16 protein-coding genes and 1 pseudogene are annotated in these 18523 nt (G+C 34.9%); 16 read left to right on the plus strand and 1 reads right to left on the minus strand.

Annotation, left to right across the window (positions count from 1 at the left end; genetic code table 11):
- The first annotated feature begins 3 nt into the window (after positions 1-3).
- The 9 genes from P5P89_RS01710 (at position 4) to P5P89_RS01750 (ending at position 6426) form a co-directional block, all read left to right on the plus strand.
- Positions 4-429 (plus strand): DUF1801 domain-containing protein, encoded by a 426-nt coding sequence (locus P5P89_RS01710; RefSeq protein WP_340696509.1) that lies wholly within the window; start codon positions 4-6, stop codon positions 427-429.
- Between the two features lie 5 nt (positions 430-434).
- Complete coding sequence (locus tag P5P89_RS01715; protein WP_278010463.1) at positions 435-1532, plus strand: MBL fold metallo-hydrolase; 1098 nt, start codon at positions 435-437, stop codon at positions 1530-1532.
- A gap of 180 nt (positions 1533-1712) precedes the next feature.
- Positions 1713-2840 carry a lactonase family protein gene (locus tag P5P89_RS01720; RefSeq protein ID WP_278010464.1) on the plus strand — a complete coding sequence of 376 codons (1128 nt, stop codon included), beginning with the start codon at positions 1713-1715 and terminating at the stop codon, positions 2838-2840.
- Between the two features lie 18 nt (positions 2841-2858).
- A complete protein-coding gene (locus tag P5P89_RS01725) occupies positions 2859-3413 on the plus strand; it encodes a GNAT family N-acetyltransferase (protein ID WP_278010465.1) in 555 nt (184 codons plus the stop codon).
- Positions 3414-3477: 64 nt separating this feature from the next.
- Entirely contained in the window at positions 3478-4059 is a 582-nt protein-coding gene (locus tag P5P89_RS01730; RefSeq protein ID WP_278010466.1) for an LOG family protein, read from the plus strand.
- 95 nt (positions 4060-4154) lie between these two features.
- Positions 4155-4841, plus strand: a complete 687-nt coding sequence (locus tag P5P89_RS01735; RefSeq protein ID WP_278010467.1) for a DUF2490 domain-containing protein — start codon at positions 4155-4157, stop codon at positions 4839-4841.
- A 19-nt stretch (positions 4842-4860) separates the two neighbouring features.
- A complete protein-coding gene (locus tag P5P89_RS01740) occupies positions 4861-5328 on the plus strand; it encodes an SRPBCC family protein (RefSeq protein ID WP_278010468.1) in 468 nt (155 codons plus the stop codon).
- 18 nt (positions 5329-5346) lie between these two features.
- The gene (locus P5P89_RS01745) at positions 5347-5730 is read left to right on the plus strand and encodes an iron chaperone (RefSeq protein WP_278010469.1); all 384 of its coding nucleotides are present in this window, start codon (positions 5347-5349) and stop codon (positions 5728-5730) included.
- Between the two features lie 6 nt (positions 5731-5736).
- Positions 5737-6426 carry a 2'-5' RNA ligase family protein gene (locus tag P5P89_RS01750; protein WP_278010470.1) on the plus strand — a complete coding sequence of 230 codons (690 nt, stop codon included), beginning with the start codon at positions 5737-5739 and terminating at the stop codon, positions 6424-6426.
- Between the two features lie 13 nt (positions 6427-6439).
- On the opposite strand, the gene P5P89_RS01755 is transcribed toward P5P89_RS01750, so the two are convergent.
- Positions 6440-8587, minus strand: coding sequence for a cation:proton antiporter (locus tag P5P89_RS01755; RefSeq protein WP_278010471.1), 2148 nt, complete (start codon positions 8585-8587; stop codon positions 6440-6442).
- Positions 8588-8886: 299 nt separating this feature from the next.
- Between P5P89_RS01755 and P5P89_RS01760 the strand changes: the two genes are divergently transcribed.
- The 7 genes and pseudogenes from P5P89_RS01760 (at position 8887) to P5P89_RS01790 (ending at position 18489) form a co-directional block, all read left to right on the plus strand.
- On the plus strand, positions 8887-10314 hold the full coding sequence (locus tag P5P89_RS01760; protein ID WP_278011972.1) for an L-serine ammonia-lyase: 1428 nt from the start codon (positions 8887-8889) through the stop codon (positions 10312-10314).
- Positions 10315-10400: 86 nt separating this feature from the next.
- Positions 10401-11219: a 3-methyl-2-oxobutanoate hydroxymethyltransferase gene (panB, locus tag P5P89_RS01765; protein WP_278010472.1), complete on the plus strand. Its 819-nt coding sequence runs from the start codon at positions 10401-10403 to the stop codon at positions 11217-11219.
- Positions 11220-11400: 181 nt separating this feature from the next.
- Complete coding sequence (locus P5P89_RS01770) at positions 11401-12090, plus strand: RluA family pseudouridine synthase (RefSeq protein WP_278010473.1); 690 nt, start codon at positions 11401-11403, stop codon at positions 12088-12090.
- 75 nt (positions 12091-12165) lie between these two features.
- Positions 12166-13493 (plus strand): annotated as a pseudogene (locus P5P89_RS01775) (aldehyde dehydrogenase).
- 122 nt (positions 13494-13615) lie between these two features.
- The gene (locus tag P5P89_RS01780; RefSeq protein WP_278010474.1) at positions 13616-14407 is read left to right on the plus strand and encodes a hypothetical protein; all 792 of its coding nucleotides are present in this window, start codon (positions 13616-13618) and stop codon (positions 14405-14407) included.
- A 168-nt stretch (positions 14408-14575) separates the two neighbouring features.
- A complete protein-coding gene (locus tag P5P89_RS01785; RefSeq protein ID WP_278010475.1) occupies positions 14576-16354 on the plus strand; it encodes a PAS domain-containing protein in 1779 nt (592 codons plus the stop codon).
- Between the two features lie 23 nt (positions 16355-16377).
- Positions 16378-18489 (plus strand): ATP-binding protein, encoded by a 2112-nt coding sequence (locus P5P89_RS01790; RefSeq protein WP_278010476.1) that lies wholly within the window; start codon positions 16378-16380, stop codon positions 18487-18489.
- The last annotated feature ends 34 nt before the right edge of the window (positions 18490-18523 follow it).

Raw genomic sequence — 18523 nt, forward strand, 5'->3', positions numbered from 1 at the left:
TCCATGATGGGTAAAAACAAAACCACAGAAACGGAAAGAAGCGTTATTGATTTTATTAACACCGCTCCTGATGAAGCAAAAAGAAAGGATGCTCTTGAACTTCTGAAAATAATGCAGGAAGTAACAGGCTTCGAACCTAAAATGTGGGGATCGGGTATTATTGGTTTTGGAAATTATCATTATAAATACGAAAGCGGGCACGAAGGAGAAGCTCCATTAACAGGTTTTTCTCCCAGAAAAGATGCGGTTTCACTTTACCTTAGTTCTTCTTTCGAAAATAAAGAGGAACTTCTTTCTAAATTCGGAAAACATAAAGCCGGAAAAGGCTGTATTTATATCAAAAAATTAACCGATATCAATGCTGAGATTTTAAAACAAATGATTTCGCTTTCGGTTGACTATTTAAAAAAATCATATCCTTCAAATTAACTCTCATGATTATCACTATCAGTATTCTTTTACTTGCCATTCTTTTTTATTTCTTACTACATCCCCGATTCGGGAAAAAACCTTCTGGCGAAAGACTTGCGTTAATTAAAAAATCGCCTCAATTTAAAAATGGAAGATTCGAAAACATCAGTTTTACTCCTGAACTTGCTGAGGGTTATGGTTATTTTGAAGTTTTTTATGAATTTTTCTTTAAAAAGGTAGATCGAAAAATTCCAACTGATACTATTCCTTCCACAAAAACCAATTTATCAGAACTTTCTCCTGAGGAAAATATAATGGTCTGGTTTGGTCATTCTTCTTACTTTATTCAACTGGAAGGAAAACGATTTTTAATCGATCCTGTTTTCAGCGGCAATGCTTCCCCCGTTTATGGCAGTACAAAATCATTCAAAGGAACAGATATTTATACAACAGATGATTTTCCTGAAATTGATTATTTATTAATTACTCATGATCATTACGATCATCTTGATTATAAAACCATTATGGACTTAAAATCTAAAACAAGAAAAGTGATCTGCCCGTTAGGGGTTGGTTCCCATTTTGAGTTTTGGAAATTTCCTGTCGAAAATATTATTGAGAAAGACTGGCACGAAAAAGTAGAATTAGATCAAAACTTAACACTTTATACAACACCATCAAGACATTTTTCCGGCAGAAGTATCAATCGCTGTAATACGCTCTGGACATCATTTGTATTAGAAAGCAAAGATTTCAAAATGTATTTGGGCGGAGACAGTGGTTACGATTCTCATTATGCGCAAATTGGAGAGAAACATGGGCCATTTGATATTGTCCTGCTTGATAACGGTCAGTACAATGAAAAGTGGAAATACATTCACAATATGCCTGAAGATGTAATAAATGCAATGAAAGACCTGAAAGCAAAAAGAGCATTTCCTGTACATAATTCAAAATTTCCCTTGTCTCTTCATCCTTGGGATGAGCCTTTAATAAAAATAACGGAATTGAATGCAAATTCAGAAAATCCGATTCCTTTAATCACACCGATCATCGGAGAAAAAGTTGAACTTAAAAATAACGAACAACAATTTAAACAGTGGTGGAAAGGAGTAAAATAGTAATTTTGTGAAATGTAAAACTGTCAACTTAAAGTTATTATTTCTACCTTTTGCAAGAAGTCATACTAAAGGCTCAGTAAAGTCTATCGCCAATCTTTCCAGACTTACGGATATATTTGCTATCGCTTGAGTCTTCTTCATCTAAATGACAAGATTGAACTAAAATCTGAAACTAAAAAAATGAAATTAAAAATTACTTTTCTCTCATTTGCATTTCTTACTTCATTTCATGCTTTTTCGCAAAATACATATGTTTTTTTAGGATCCTACAATAAAGATAAAACTGCAGAATCAATTCAGGTTTATGAGTTGGATTCTTTAAATGGAAATTTAATTAAAATTACTTCTGCAAAAGATATTATCAATCCATCTTATCTGACTGTTTCTCCAAACGGAAAATATGTTTATGCCTGCACAGATACAAAAACACCAAATTCAGGAAGTGTCAGCAGTTTTGAATTTAATCCCGAAAATAAATCGTTGACTTTTTTAAACAAACAGGGAAGCGGAGGTGAAAATCCTGTCTATGTTTCGGTTCATAAAAGTGGTAAATGGCTTGTAAACGCTAATTATACAGAAGGCAGTGTATCTGTTCATCCGTTATTAGAAAACGGAAAAATCGATTCGATTGCACAAAATTTTCAATATACTGACGGAAGTGTTCATAAAGAAAGACAAACCCGCTCCCATGTGCATTCTGCTATATTTTCTCCTGAATTTGATTATGTGCTTTTGCCCGATTTAGGTGCTGATAAAATACGCTGTTATCGTTTTGATGAAACGCTCAAACAACCATTAACAGAAACAAAAAATACGTTTACCAAAACAGATTTAGAAGCAGGACCGCGACATTTTACTTTTCATCCCAATCAAAAATACGGGTATTGTATTGAAGAAATATCAGGTTCCGTAAGTGTTTATCAGTATGAAAGCGGTAGTTTGACAAAAATACAGCGCATCAATACATATTCAGGAGAAACAAAGGGCGTTTTAGAAAGCTCTGACATTCACATTTCTCCTGACGGAAAATTTTTATATGCTTCAAACCGTGGAAAAGAAAATAACATCGCTATTTTCTCTATTGCCAAAAACGGCATTTTAAAAAATATCGGTTATCAATCAACTTTTGGAAATCATCCCAGAATTTTTGCCATTGATGAAACAGGGAATTTTTTGATTGCGACAAATGTAAATTCCGGAAATGTAATTGTTTTTAAAAGAAACCCAAAAACAGGATTACTCAATAAGACCGGAAATGAAATAAAAATGGAAAATGTTTCCTGCGTTCAGATTAAAAAGATACAATAATCTATAAAACTCTTAAAAATGACAAGTGCAAATTTTAATTTACAGCCGGAAATTTTAGAAAACGAAACCATAAAATTAATTCCGCTTCAGGAAGATCATTTTGAGGCTTTGTATGAATTAGCCTCAGACCCTTTAGTTTGGGAACAGCATCCCATTAAAGACCGGTATAAAAAAGAAAAATTTATGCCTTTTTTTGAGGCGGCTGTAAATTCAAAAGGTGCTTTTTTAATTTTAGACCGAAAAACAAACGAAGTTATCGGCACTACGCGGTTCTATGATTACAATCCTGAAAAATTTAATGTAGGGATTGGTTATACTTTTATTGGTCGAAAATTCTGGGGTGGTCCTTATAATGCAGCAACAAAAAAACTGCTCATTGATTATGCTTTTGAAACCGTTAGTTCTATCCTTTTTCATGTTGGCGCAGAAAATATCCGTTCTCAAAAAGCTGTGTTAAAATTGGGTGCGGTAAAAATAAACGAAATGTTTTTTCCTCATAATGGGGTCGATTTACCTCATTTCGAATATGAATTGCGTAAAGAAAAAGTTAAAAATGAGTATTTTTGCAGCTAAATACAGTCATATGTACTAAGATCTTACCTCTTAACTTATGACTATAACCTGTAAATCAAAAACAATGAGAAGAATAACAGTCTTTTGCGGATCCAGTTTCGGTACTGAAGAAATTTACTCAGAACAAGCAGTATTATTAGGAGAAACATTAGCAAAACAAAATATAGAATTGGTTTATGGCGGTGCTAATGTAGGTTTGATGGGTGCAGTTGCAGATGGCGTTTTAAATAACGGTGGAAAAGCAATTGGCGTTCTGCCTGATTTTTTAAGATCAAAAGAAATTGCGCATCTGGGATTAACGGAACTTATTCTGGTTGAAAGCATGCACGAAAGAAAAACCAAAATGAATGATTTATGTGATGGTGTCATTGCACTGCCGGGTGGATTTGGAACCCTTGAAGAGCTTTTTGAAATGCTTACCTGGGCTCAATTAGGATTGCATAAAAAACCAATCGCAATTTTAAACATCAACGGTTTTTATGATTCCCTGATTCAACTAATTGAAAATATGGTGAGCAAAGGCTTGTTGAAAGACGTGAATCAGCAGATGCTTTTAGTAAGTGATAACATTGATGATTTATTGAATAAAATGAAGAATTACAAAGCTCCAACTGTTGGAAAATGGATTGAAAAAGAAGAAGTTTAGTCTCTTTTGACAGGGTGATTTTCAGTTTTTAACACAATTTCCGGAATAACTTTCTTATCTTGTGGCTCCAAAAAACTGAAAATCCGTTATCCAAAATGAAATATTTAAAAGCCTATTACCTTCTATTCGCCCTTATTCTATCTGTAAATTTAATAAATGCTCAGGATACTGATACCGGAAACTGGTTTATGTATTTTGGAAATCAGGCCATCAACAAAAAATGGAACTGGCATAATGAAGTACAATACCGTAATTATAATTTTGCAGGAGATACTCAGCAGTTATTATTAAGAACGGGAATTGGCTACAATCTTACCGAAAACAATAACAATATTTTGTTAGGTTACGGTTTTATCAATTCACAAAATTATATTCCCGGAACTGATGACAAGAAAGGTAATAACGAACATCGTATTTTCCAGCAGTTTATAACACGCCAAAATTTTGGAAGGATTTATTTGCAGCACCGTTATCGCGTTGAAGAACGCTTTTTGGAAAATGATTTTCAAATGCGTTTTCGTTACTTTTTAGCTTTGAATGTCCCAATAAATAAAGCCAAAATGGAAGATAAGGCCTTTTATTTTTCAGCATATAACGAAATTTTTATAAATGCAGAATCTCCTGTTTTTGACAGAGACCGTGTTTATGGCGCATTAGGTTATGTGATCAATAAGAATTTCAGGGTTGAAGCAGGTTTTATGAGACAAATCCAGGAAAAAACCGGACGAAATCAATTTCAGATTGCAGTTTACAATACTATACCTTTTAACAGCAGTAAATAACCTTTCAAAATCCGTAGATATGGCAACAGTAAATAATAATTTTGCAAAAGCCGAAATGCTGATCAGAAAACCCGTCTCAGAAGTTTTTCAGGCTTTTATAAACCCTGAAATTACGAGCAAATTCTGGTTTACTAAAGGATCCGAAAAATTAGAAGAAGGAAAATCGTCTGAATGGACCTGGGAAATGTATGGTTTCTCGCTTACTGTTTTAACTAAAGTAATTGAAGAAGATAAACGAATTGTCATTGAATGGGGAAATAGCGGAGAAGAGACCATTGTAGAATGGATTTTTAATGCTTTGGATGAAAAAGAAACTTTTGTTAGCATCACTAATTATAATTTCAAAGGCGATGCTGATACAATACTCTCTGAAGTTCGTAATTCTACTGAAGGTTTCACATTGGTTTTAGCCGGTGCAAAAGCTTTTTTGGAGCATAATATTCAATTGAATTTAGTTTTGGACAGATTTCCAAAAGGTTTGAGTTAATCACCAAAAAATAACGTCATGGCAGCTGTACCTACTCCTAAACCTGCAAATATTGATGAATATATTGGAGGATTCCCAAACAATGTTCAGGAAGTATTAGAAAAAATCCGAATAACAATTCATAAGGCAGCTCCTGATGCTAAGGAAAAAATCAGTTACTCCATGCCGGCATTTGAGCAAAACGGAATCGTGGTGTACTTTGCAGCATTTAAAAATCACATTGGTCTTTATGCATTACCAAGTGGTCATTCAGCATTTAAAGAAGCGCTATCCAAATACAAATCGGGTAAAGGTTCTGTGCAGTTTCCGTTAAATCAGCCAATACCATTCGATTTAATTACCAGGATTGTAAAATTCAGAGTACAGGAAAATCTTGAAAAAGTAAAAAGTAAAAATAAATAATCAATTATGAATTTATCTCAACATTACAATACGCTTTTCAAAACATCATCTGAACTGATTTTATCTGAAACTTATTCTATAGATTCTAAAATTAGGGATGATTCAGATAAACGATTTGGCATTACTTTGCTAATTCGCCCGAATGATGAAATAAAAAATAATATTCAGGCATTCCTAAAAGAAATAAAAAAAGCAGAACCGGAGCAATACTACTATTCAAATGCTGATATTCATATAACTGTTTTATCCATTATTTCGTGTACTGAAGGTTTTACACTGAATCAGTTTCCTACGTCAGAATACATTGAAATTATTGAAAAAAGCCTGGTAGATATAAATGAAATAGAGATAGAATACCGGGGCGTTACGCTATCTCCCTCAGCGATAATGGTTCAGGGGTTTCCATCTGACGATTCATTGAATATCTTCCGTAACAAATTACGCGAAAACTTTAAAAAATCTTCCCTCCCGCAAAGTATGGACAGCCGTTACACTTTAACCGCTGCGCATTCAACAATTATGCGCTTTCAGAATAAATTACAAAACCCAAAAAAGCTTGTTGAAATTGTTGAAAAATTCAGAAATCACAATTTTGGAAAATTCACCGTCGATAAAATTGAATTAGTTTTTAACGACTGGTATCAGCGTGAAAAAAATACTGTAAATATGTGCGATCTTTATCTGAAATATTTTTAGACTTGTTTTCTTTTTAACCTTTTTTCAAAATATTTCCTAATCCTTTTCCAATCTGTTCAATCGCTTCTATACCTTTTGTCAATGGAGTTGCGGTAAAGTCTTCATAAGCATCCATTGCACTTTCTTTTCGTCCATCCTGCGGGTAAACAAGGATCAGGTTATTATCACTGAAGGATTTTTCAAATTTCTGTGGCAATTTATCAAAGATAGACTGATAAGAAACAGACCCTTTTCTTGACAGATTAAACACAATCAAATCTGTTGGTTTAATTTCATCCGAAATAGCTTCAAAATCATCCCAGTCTAAAATACTTTTGAAAGCCAGTTTTGTATTTAATTTCAGGTTATTCACTATTTGCTGAATTGCCTGATGTGTTTTATATTCACCATAAATAACTATCTGAGTGCTTAGTTCCTGTGCTAACCTGCATATTTTCTGGATTAAAGGCTGAAATCCGATTCCTCTTTCAGAAAAAGGCGGACAAATGAAAACCAGTCTTTTCTCTTCAACAAAAGGTTTTTGAAACCTGCAGATAAAAAGGTTTTTATCAACATTATTAATTATAGAATCAACATTTTCTCCAAAAATCTTGTCGAGAAAACCTGTTTTTCTTGGCCATCCAATGATTACAATATCAGACATAATTTCCTTGGAGGTCCTTGCTATACCACTAGCCGGGTTGTGATCTATTCTTGCAATGGTATTGATCTTAATTTCAGAAGCAGATCCCTGAATAACAAATTTATCAACTGCTTTTTTATATTTTAAAATATTAATTTCGGCCTGATCATTATTAGGAACAATGGTTAATAATGTAACTGGATTGGCTGATTTTTTGTCCTTGATTAAAAGAGCAAAATCCAGTAAAGGTTCCGTTGCCGATGTTTTGGCTAAGGGAATTAAAATGTGTTCATCTAAAATCTGATCTTTATGAGCATCCTGAGGAGAAATCTCTTCTTCACAAATCGCAATTTTTTTAGCGGCTTTTTCGGTGGCAAAAGAAGCAACAATACAGGTAATCAGTATCAAGATAATAGTTCCGTTTAATATATTCTCATCCAGAATATTTGCTTTAAATCCAACCAGAATGACTGCCAGTGTAGCCGCAGCATGTGCACTGCTTAATCCGAAAATAAGCTGTCTTTCGGTTTTCGTGTATTTAAAAACAATCTGCGTAAAAAATGCGGCAATCCATTTTCCCAAAATAGCTACTACACTCAAAGTCGCAGCAACAATAAGAGCTGTTGGACCACTTAAAATCACACTAATATCAACAAGCATCCCCACAGAAATCAGAAAAAACGGAATGAACAAAGCGTTCCCGATAAACTCAATCCTGTTCATTAAAGCAGAAGAGTGCGGAATTAAAGGATTTAAAGCCAAACCTGCAACGAAAGCACCAATAATAGGCTCTACTCCTGCTACTTCGGCTAAAAATGCAGCAAAGAAAACAACGGAAAGGACAAAAATATAATGCGCATGTTTTTCACTTTCCAGTTTTTTAAAGAACCATTTTGCCACTCTTGGAATCACCAAAAACATGATGGCTGAAAATATAGCCAGCGAAATGGTTAATTTTATCCAGAAAGCCTGATTAAGATTTCCCTCACTGCTTCCCATAATGACAGCCAGAATAATCAAAACAGCAGTATCTGTCAGAATAGTTCCTCCAACAGTTATAGCAACAGCCTGGTTTTTAGCAATCCCTAATTTACTTACAATCGGATATGCCACCAGCGTGTGCGTTGCAAACATACTTGCAGTTAAAAAACTGGCGTTAAAATCATATTGCAGTAAATAATAACAAACCGGAAACCCAATAGTAAGGGGAAAAATAAAAGTAAAAAAACCGAATAATAAACTTTTGTTGCGGTTTGCTTTAAACTCATTCATGTCGAGTTCAAGACCTGCAATAAACATAATATAAAGCAAACCAATAGTTGAAAACAAATCGACTGCGGAGTTTTTGGCCAGAATATTAAGTCCGTGAGGTCCAATTACCACACCTGAAATAATCAAACCAATAATTCCCGGAATATTAATTTTTTTAAGTAAAATGGGACTTAATAAAATTATGAAAAGTATCAACGAAAAAATTAATACGGGATTGTTAAGCGGTAGTTCAAATTCTTGTATTAAATGCCTGAAAAATTCTATCATAGTGTAATTTTAGCTGCTGGGTATAGTATTGCTTTCTAAGTCAAACCAGATACTCAAAGTTGCCGTTTATATCAATTTTAAAAAAACTAAAAAGCGAGTTTTTTAGAGAAATTCTCTTTACAAAAATACCCAAAAAAGGGCTGAACTTTTTATCAAAGCCCTATATTAACTAATTAATTTTATTTCATTGATAAATTATTATTATTTAATATATTTTTTAACAAAACCGCAACATTAACAAATAAAAAAGAAACTTCTTTGCATTATTCAATTATCTTTGTTTGAATAAAATTGGAACAATGGAAGAATGTATTTCTGTTTTCGACATGCTTAAAATTGGTGTTGGGCCATCGAGTTCCCATACACTGGGACCCTGGAGGGCAGCGGAGCGTTTTCTAAAAGAGCTGAGAGAACAATCCATTTTAAATCAGATCACTAAAGTTAAAGTTGATCTTTACGGGTCACTTTCACTTACAGGAAAAGGCCATGCTACCGATTTAGCAGTTATGCTGGGGCTAAGCGGTCAGGATCCCGAATATATCCCGGTAGAGAATATTTCAGGAATTATCAAAACAATTGAAACCAAAAACGAGATTGTTTTGGGCAATGAGCTTACAATTCCGTTTTATTTTCTTCAGGATATTGTTTTCAATAAAGACTTCCTTCCATTCCATGCCAACGGATTAAAATTTACAGCTTATAAAAATGATGATGCTGAATACGAATCTACTTTCTATTCTATCGGTGGCGGTTTTGTAGTGAAAGAAGAACGCACCAATGCCATAAATAAGATTGCCATTAAATGTGCTTTTCCGTTCATGATTGATAATGCCGATGACTTATTGAAGTATACCATTCAGGAAAACAAAAAGATTTCTGAAATTGTATATGAGAATGAAAAATCAATGCGCTCTGAAGAAGCAATTCATACCGAATTAATGCGAATCTGGAAGACTATGCTGGAATGTATGTACATTGGCTGCCACTCTGAAGGAATACTTCCGGGAGGACTGAATGTTCGCAGACGAGCTTTTGATATGCATCAGAATCTGATTGGTTTATCCAATTATAATAATCCGCAATCTTGGCTGGAAGAAATCAGGAAAACCGAAGTAAAATTTCGTCAGATTTTAAAATGGGTAAGCTGTTTTGCTTTGGCTGTTAATGAAGTCAATGCATCATTAGGACGCGTTGTTACGGCTCCTACAAACGGTAGCGCAGGCGTAATTCCGGCAGTTTTAATGTATTATTTAGTTATCGAAAACCATAATGCAGGTGAAAAAGAAATCAAACAGTTTTTGATGGTAGCCGGAGAAATAGGAAGTTTGTTCAAACAGGGTTCTACAATTTCTGCAGCAATGGGCGGATGCCAGGCCGAAATTGGCGTTTCGTCCTCAATGGCTGCTGCTGCACTTTGCGAATTAATGGGTGGAACTCCTGCCCAGGTTTTAATGGCTGCCGAAATTGCCATGGAGCATCATTTAGGTTTAACCTGCGATCCTATTGGCGGTCTGGTTCAGATTCCGTGTATCGAAAGAAATACAATGGGTGCCATAAAAGCCATCAACGCAGCCGAACTTGCGCTTGAAACCGATTCTAAAAATGCGAAAGTGCCACTGGATAAAGTAATCAATACTATGTGGGAGACGGCAAAAGATATGAATTCAAAGTATAAAGAAACTTCAGAAGGCGGTTTGGCAATTGCAGTAAATATGGCCGATTGTTAGTATAATATTGCTTAATTTCGCAGAAAAATTTCGTTTTAAAGAAAAATCAACTTTAATACTATTCAAAAAAACTAAAAAAAGTATCAATGTCAGTAGCAAAAAAAGATTATAAAAGAATCACTACAAAGTCGTTAATCGAAATGAAAAGCCATGGAGAAAAAATTTCTATGCTGACGGCTTACGATTATACAATGGCAAAAATTGTTGATACTGCAGGTGTAGATGTAATTTTGGTAGGCGACTCTGCTTCAAATGTAATGGCAGGACATGAAACTACCCTTCCTATTACTTTAGATCAAATGATTTACCACGCTTCATCAGTTGTCCGTGCAGTAGAAAGAGGTCTTGTGGTGGTTGATTTACCTTTTGGAAGTTATCAGTCTGATCCTAAAGAAGCTTTGCGCTCTGCTATTCGAATCATGAAAGAAAGCGGAGGGCATGCTGTAAAACTTGAAGGCGGAAAGGAAATTAAAGAGTCTATCCGGAAAATATTAAATGCGGGAATTCCTGTAATGGGCCATTTAGGTTTAACACCTCAGTCCATTTACAAATTTGGTACTTACAGTGTTCGCGCCAAAGAAGATGAAGAAGCCGAAAAACTGATTGAAGATGCCAAAATGTTGGAAAAAGTGGGGTGTTTTGCAGTAGTGTTAGAAAAAATACCTGCTGATTTAGCAGAAAAAGTAGCCAAAAGTATTTCCATCCCGGTTATCGGAATTGGAGCCGGAGGTGGTGTTGACGGACAGGTTTTGGTTATCCATGATATGTTAGGGATGAACAATGAATTCAGCCCGCGTTTCCTTCGCCGTTATCTGAATTTGTATGAAGAAATGACCAAAGCAATAGGTCAGTATGCTGCTGATGTAAAATCGAAGGATTTTCCTAATGAGAAGGAACAGTATTAGTTTTTGAACTAATAAGTTTCTATGGTTCAGAGTTGTTAAGCTCTTCAACCATAAAGTTACAAAGACTCAAAGTCTTTCAAAATAATTTCAATTGCCTCCAGCTTTAGCTGGAGGTCTTTTTTAAGTTCGGTTTTAGGCTTTAGCCAAACTTACTTGATATTCTAAAATCTAAAATTTCTAAATGAAAATTCTTTCCAATAAAAGCAACCTGCAAATACTCCACGAAGACAACCATATTATTGTAGTCAATAAACGTGTAGGCGATATTGTTCAGGGCGACAAAACAGGCGACAAACCTTTATCTGATATTGTAAAAGAATACATCAAAGACAAATATAATAAACCCGGCGATGTTTTTCTGGGTGTAATTCATAGGCTAGACCGTCCCACAACAGGGATTGTGGTATTTGCCAGAACGAGCAAGGCCCTTTCACGAATGAATGAATTGTTCAGTAACCGTGAAACTAAAAAAACATATTGGGCTGTTGTAAAAAACAAACCTCAGGAACAAGCAGCCAAACTCGTTCATTATCTAAAAAGAAACGAAAAGAACAATACTTCAAAAGCGCATTTAAAAGAAGTTCCGGACAGCAAAGTGGCCAGTCTGGATTATAAAATTATTAAAGAGCTCCAAAATTATACTGCTTTAGAGATTAATCTTCATACAGGACGCCATCACCAAATCCGTGCCCAATTATCGGCTATTGGCTCTCCCATAAAAGGTGATTTAAAATATGGGGCTGACAGAAGCAACCCTGATGGAGGGATTCACCTGCATGCCCGAAAATTAGTTTTCATCCATCCTGTTTCAAAAGAAAACATAATTATAACAGCACCCACTCCGGATGAAACCATATGGAATGCTGTATGATTTTTATGATTTAATTGTCAGATTTTCAATTTATATCCGTTAACTTGCATAGCCAAAATTTAAGTTTTCACTAAAATGGACTATAAAAACGATATAAAGTACCGAAAAGAAACGCTTAAAAAATTACTTTTCAATATTCAGAAGGATGAGGACTTAATTGTGAAAGCCTTGTTTGATGATTTTAAAAAACCAGAATTTGAAGCTGTTTTAACAGAAACTAATTATGTTATTTCAGAATTAAAAAACACCATCAAAAATATTGACAAATGGGTGAAACCCGTACGTGTTTTTCCTTCCCTGCTCAATTTTCCTTCTACCGATTTCATTTATAACGAACCTTATGGAAACGTATTAGTCATCGCTCCCTGGAATTATCCTTTTCAACTTGCTTTATGTCCCTTGATTTCTGCAGTTGCTGCCGGGAATAAAGTGGTTTTAAAACCCTCAGAACTTAGTCCGAATACAGCTGCCATCATTACCAAAATCATCGAAAAATCATTTCACATCAATCACGTGGAAGTTGTTCAGGGCGGTATTGAAGTCTCTGATCAGCTGCTGGCCAAACGATGGGATTATATTTTCTTTACCGGCAGTGTTGCGGTTGGCAAAATTGTAGCCAAAGCTGCAGCAGAACATCTCACGCCCATTACCTTAGAATTAGGTGGCAAAAATCCGTGTGTCATTGATCAGACCGCTAATTTAAAACTGGCTGCCAAGCGTATCGTCTGGGGAAAGTTTATCAATGCCGGACAAACCTGTATTGCCCCGGATTACATTCTGATCCAAAAAAACATGAAGATCAATTTTATTACGTATCTGATTGAAGATATTATCCAGGCTTATGGAAAGAAAATAAAGAATTCCCTGATTATGCCCGGATCATCAACAGTAAAAACTGGGTACGCTTAACCGGCATGATTGCTTCAGAAAAATTAATTTTTGGAGGAGAATCGGATGCTAATGATTTTTACATTTCGCCAACTCTTATTGATGAACCTGCATTAGACAGTCTTGTCATGAAAGAAGAAATTTTTGGTCCGATATTGCCGATTTTAGTTTATGAATCTGAGAATGATATTGATGCAGTAATTCGCCAATATGAAAAACCGCTGGCATTTTATATTTTCAGCGAAAATGATTCTTTTGCTAAAAAAATGATTAAACGCTATTCTTTTGGTGGCGGCTGCATCAATGATACTGTAGCTCATTTTAACAATAAACGGCTGCCTTTCGGAGGAGTAGGCCATAGCGGAATGGGTGCTTATCACGGAAAACTAAGTTTTGATATTTTCTCCCATCACAAATCAATTGTTAAAAAAGCCAACTGGCTTGATCTACCTATGCGTTATGCCCCTTACAAAGATAAATTAAAGGCGATTAAGAAATTATTAGACTGGATTTAAAAGCACTAAAGCCAGACTTGTACTATTATAACATATTATGAAATGAAATTGATTAAAAGTACTATATTTACGTTTAAATAATACATTTATAACACTGAAAGTACAAAACAATTCCAGTCAATATGAAATCTACTCTTAATCAAATCGAAGACATAAAAAACAACGGATATTCTTTAGATTTTTCGAATGTTTTTAATCATGCTTTTGAGAATTATAAAAAGATAGCCGTTTATGCAGGACTCATTTTATTAGTCGTTTCTATACTATGCTTTTTCCTTGGGGGTGGCATATTAGTTGCACTATACGGAGCTGAACACTTCAACAAAGAATTTTTTGAAAGTTTACAACACAATCAGCCACAGGGAACATCCCTACTAATCTACACACTTGTTATTACTTTTATAACTGCGCTCATGACACCTTTTACTGCAGGATTTTTGAAAATGGCAGACAGTGCTGACAAGGATGAAACCTTTAATTTCTCAACCGTTTTTACGTATTACAAAGCTCCTTATTTTTCACGTCTTTTTATTACTGCTTTATTGATTGGCCTAATCAGCGGAGGTATTTCTGTGGTATTCAATCTTATTGGAATTCCCGCTATCGATAGTATTATTGCCATCATTATTTCATTATTTACCTCCATGACTGTCCCACTCATCGTTTTTGGAAATTTAAATATAACAGATTCAATAAGATCCAGTATCATCATTGTTGGCAAACAGCCTCTTGTTATTGCCCTGCTATTTATAGTGGCCGGAATTGGTGCAGCAATTGGCTTTATTGGTTGCTGTATTGGTGTGGTATTTACCATTCCCATTACGTATTCTGTAAAATATGCTATATACAGTGCTATTCTGGAAATTGATAACCCGGACTCCATTGATGCCATCGGCCAGTCTGATCCGGAATAGATAGAGATTATTTTAAAAAACCAAGACTTAAATTCTATGGTATCCAGCTGTAGTTTTTTAATTTTTTTATTTTCCGGGCTGTCCCTTTTTGGAAGTGGTCTTAAATCATTTTGTATACACTATTTTTTAAAATCCAGTTCTATTTTTTACGAAAACCCTAAATTAATCATGTTAGAGATATGCCTGATTGTTTTTATGGGTTTTCTCATTTACCAATTTTTTAATATCAAAAATAAAATTGGTTCTTTCATCGAAAAAAATAAGGAAAAAGAAGTTTCCCCTAAAGAATATCAGCTGTATCTTTTGTTTTTCAGTATTACTATTATTGTAATCGAAATCATTAATGAAATTTTTAAATTACGCCCCCACAGTCTTTTGTATGTCAATTTAACGATTGGCGGATTGATTTTGTTATTTTATTATCTGGCGATTAAAATTGAATATCTGAGAAATAAGATTTCAGTCTTTTTTATTTCCATATTCATATTATTCACGGGACACATTGCACATAACATTATCATTCAGCCCCATGATATTGTTCCTATTATTGCACTTTTAATTACTTTTTATTTTTCGTACAGTGTTCTGAGACCTATCAAAATTTACTGGTATTATACCGGGGCTCTATTTCTTTTTCATATCATCAATCTGGCTTTTGATTTCATTCCGATGAAATCTTCTGTTTTACTTCTTACCTATTCCCTAGTCATTTTTGTGATTAATCAGGTAAAATATGCTATTTTTCTGAATACCCGTGACAATTTCAGGTTTACCAATGAGATTGTGCATAAAGGAAGCTCCCTGACTATCGCTTCAAACAAAAAAGGTGAACTCATTTTCTGCAGCGAATCCATATTGGAAATCCTGGGCTATACGCCTGATGAAGTTATGGGAATGGGTTTCTGGCAGCTCACAGAAGACCCTGATTTTATTAGCGAACAATTTCTGGACCAATATCAGGACAATATTTTGTACACACGGAAATTAAAATGTAAAAATGGTGATTACAAGTACATACAATGGAAAGACAAACGTTTTTCTGAAGACTTATTTATTGGTATAGGACAGGATATCACTGAGCAGATCAAACTTCACGATCAGTATAAAAACCTGATCCAGACTGCTGCAGATATCATTTTTGAAATTGATACCGATGGCAATTTCACTTTTATAAATGAATTTGCCTTTTCTGTTTTACATTATACCGAAAAAGAAGTCATCTCTAAACATTATGCTAATTTTATCCACCCTGCTCATCGAAAAAAGGTTGCTGATTTTTATAAAAACCTTGAAGAAAAGGAATTTAATCATGACACTATTGAATTTCCTATTTTAAAGAAAAACGGTGATGCCATATGGATATCCCAAAAGGTTATCATCCGCAAAAACGATATGGGAGACACTATCGGTTTTGCCGGTATCGCCAGGGATATTACCGAGCTTAAGAATAATGAAAAGGAAAAACGAATCAGGCTTGAAAAAATTGAGGCTTATACCCTTTCTACCAAAAAATTATCAACTACCGATTTTAGCCACTATGAAAGCTTAAACAGCGTAATCAATTTCATTATTGAAGAGGCCGCTGTTTCAAAAGCCAGCAGAATCAGCTTCTGGAAGTATTATAATAATACCATTATCTGTAAAAATATTTACAGTCGGGACAAATCTGATGTTTATTACAAAGAGGTCATGGACAAGGCCTCCTATCCTATTTATTTTGAGACGTTAGAAAACAAAACAGTCATTAACGCAAGCGACGTATTCAATAAACTGGAAACCTCTGAATTTCAGAAAGCCTATTTTATCAAAAACAAAATTCAGTCTATGCTGGATGTTCCTATTTTTTTTAATGGAAAGCTTGCAGGTGTAGTATGCTTTGAGAGTACAATAAAAAAAGGGAATGGGATAATGAGGACATTAATTATGCCCGCACTATTGCTGACATAATCTCGCTTGCCATCTCATCACAAATGCGTTTAAAGGCCGAACGAAAATTAGAATTGAAAAGCCAATTATTGTCTGCCCTGGCCCTTTGTACCGAAAAATTCTTACTGAGCAAGACAAGTGAAGAAATGTTCAAAGAGACCTATAATATCATTGGAAAAGTCGCACATGCGGATCATATTTATTATTACGAGAAAGATTTTGACACCAATACTATTAGCCAAAAATATAAATGGTCAAAAACAGAGAATCCCAATGAAAGCATTATCCTTCAGAATTTTACAGAAGAAAATTTAAAAGAAATTATCGAAAAGGCAGAAAATAAAAAAATCCTTAATATCCTGACCCGACAACTTGATGATACGTTTTTTAAAAATTTACTGGAAACGCATCATATAAAATCGATACTGATCCTGCCTTTGTATGTTGAGGATGTTTTTAGCGGTTTTATCGGTTTTGATGACTGCCATACTGAACACAAGTGGTCTGAAGAAGAAATCTATATTTTTCAGACCCTTGCCAACAATATTTCTTCTGCTTTGGAGAGAAACCGAAACCAGAGCAAAATTATCGAAAGCGAAGAGAAATTTAAGCTGATCACCAATAATATTCCCGGTACGGTTTACCTCTCTAAATTTGACACTTTTTCTACCAAAATATTCCTGAATGACCAAATTTTTAACCTTACCGGCTATTCAAAAGCGGAATTTCTGGAACATAACCTTTCTTTTATCTCGCTTATCCATCCTGATGACAAAAAAGAAGTCATCAACAGCCAGCTTAAAAATCTACAAAGCGGAAAAGCATTGCACAACACCTACAGAATTAAGCGCAAAAGTGGAGAATACATCTGGATTGAAGAATTTGGGGATGTGATCAAAAAAGGCGATGAAATTGAATTTATTGGCGGTATCTATTTTGATATTACCAATAAAAAACAAACTGAGGATGCCATCAAAGCGAAACAGCTTGCAGAAGCTGCGAGTAAATCAAAGTCGGATTTTCTTGCCAATATGTCACACGAAATCAGAACGCCGCTTAACGGAATTATTGGTTTTACCGATCTTCTCATGAAGACTGAACTTGGGGAAATCCAGGAAAAATATATGACCACCATTAACCAGTCTGCCCATTCGTTACTGGAAATCATCAACGATATCCTGGATTTTTCTAAGATTGAGGCTGGAAAACTAGATTTGTTTATCGATTTGTACGATATCCATAAAATTGTAGGCCAGGTTTTTGACCTGATTGTATATGAATCTAACCTAAAAAAACTGGATTTAAAACTTCATATTGCCCCGGACGTCCCTCAATACATCTGGACTGATATTGTACGGCTTAAGCAAATCCTGATCAACCTGCTGTCTAATGCTGTAAAATTTACCAATCACGGTTCCATTACGGTTGATGTTGTGGTTTTAGAAAAAAAAGAAGATGATATCTGCGTCATACGATTTTCTGTAACTGATACGGGCATCGGGATCTTAAAACAAAACAAAAAGAAAATCTTTCAGGCTTTTTCGCAGGAGGACAGTTCTACCACACGAAAATTTGGGGGAACCGGACTTGGCCTTACCATCTCTAACCACCTGCTTGCCCTTATGGAAAGCCGCCTGCAGCTTAAGAGCAAAATAGAAAAGGGAAGCACTTTTTATTTTGACCTGACCCTAAAAACAAGCGCACATAACACCAACGAAAACTACAATACCGATTTTAATCATTTTAATACTAAAGCAGTACAGATTCCTGCCAGTACCCATACGGCCAAATTGACTTTTATGATTGCCGAGGACAACAAGGTCAATATGTTACTGCTTAAAACCATTATCAAAAATCTGTACCCAAATGTCCATATTTATGAGTGCGAAAATGGATACGAGGCCTTAAAAGTATTCGAGAACGTCACCCCTGATCTCATTTTTATGGATATTCAAATGCCTATCATGAACGGCTATGAAACTGCAGTAGCCATACGCAATTCCATAAACGGGCAACAAGTCCCTATTATTGCCGTGACAGCAGGTACTGAAAAAGAAGAACGCAATAAATGCATTACCTCAGGCATGAATGATTATATCCCCAAGCCAATTATGAAAGGTTCTGTAGAAGAAATCTTAAAAAAATGGCTAAAATAATTCCTTTTTTTATTAGTCAATTGCTTAAAAAAAT

Source organism: Flavobacterium gyeonganense, from assembly GCF_029625295.1.
In the GTDB taxonomy this organism is placed as follows: Bacteria; Bacteroidota; Bacteroidia; order Flavobacteriales; family Flavobacteriaceae; genus Flavobacterium; species Flavobacterium gyeonganense.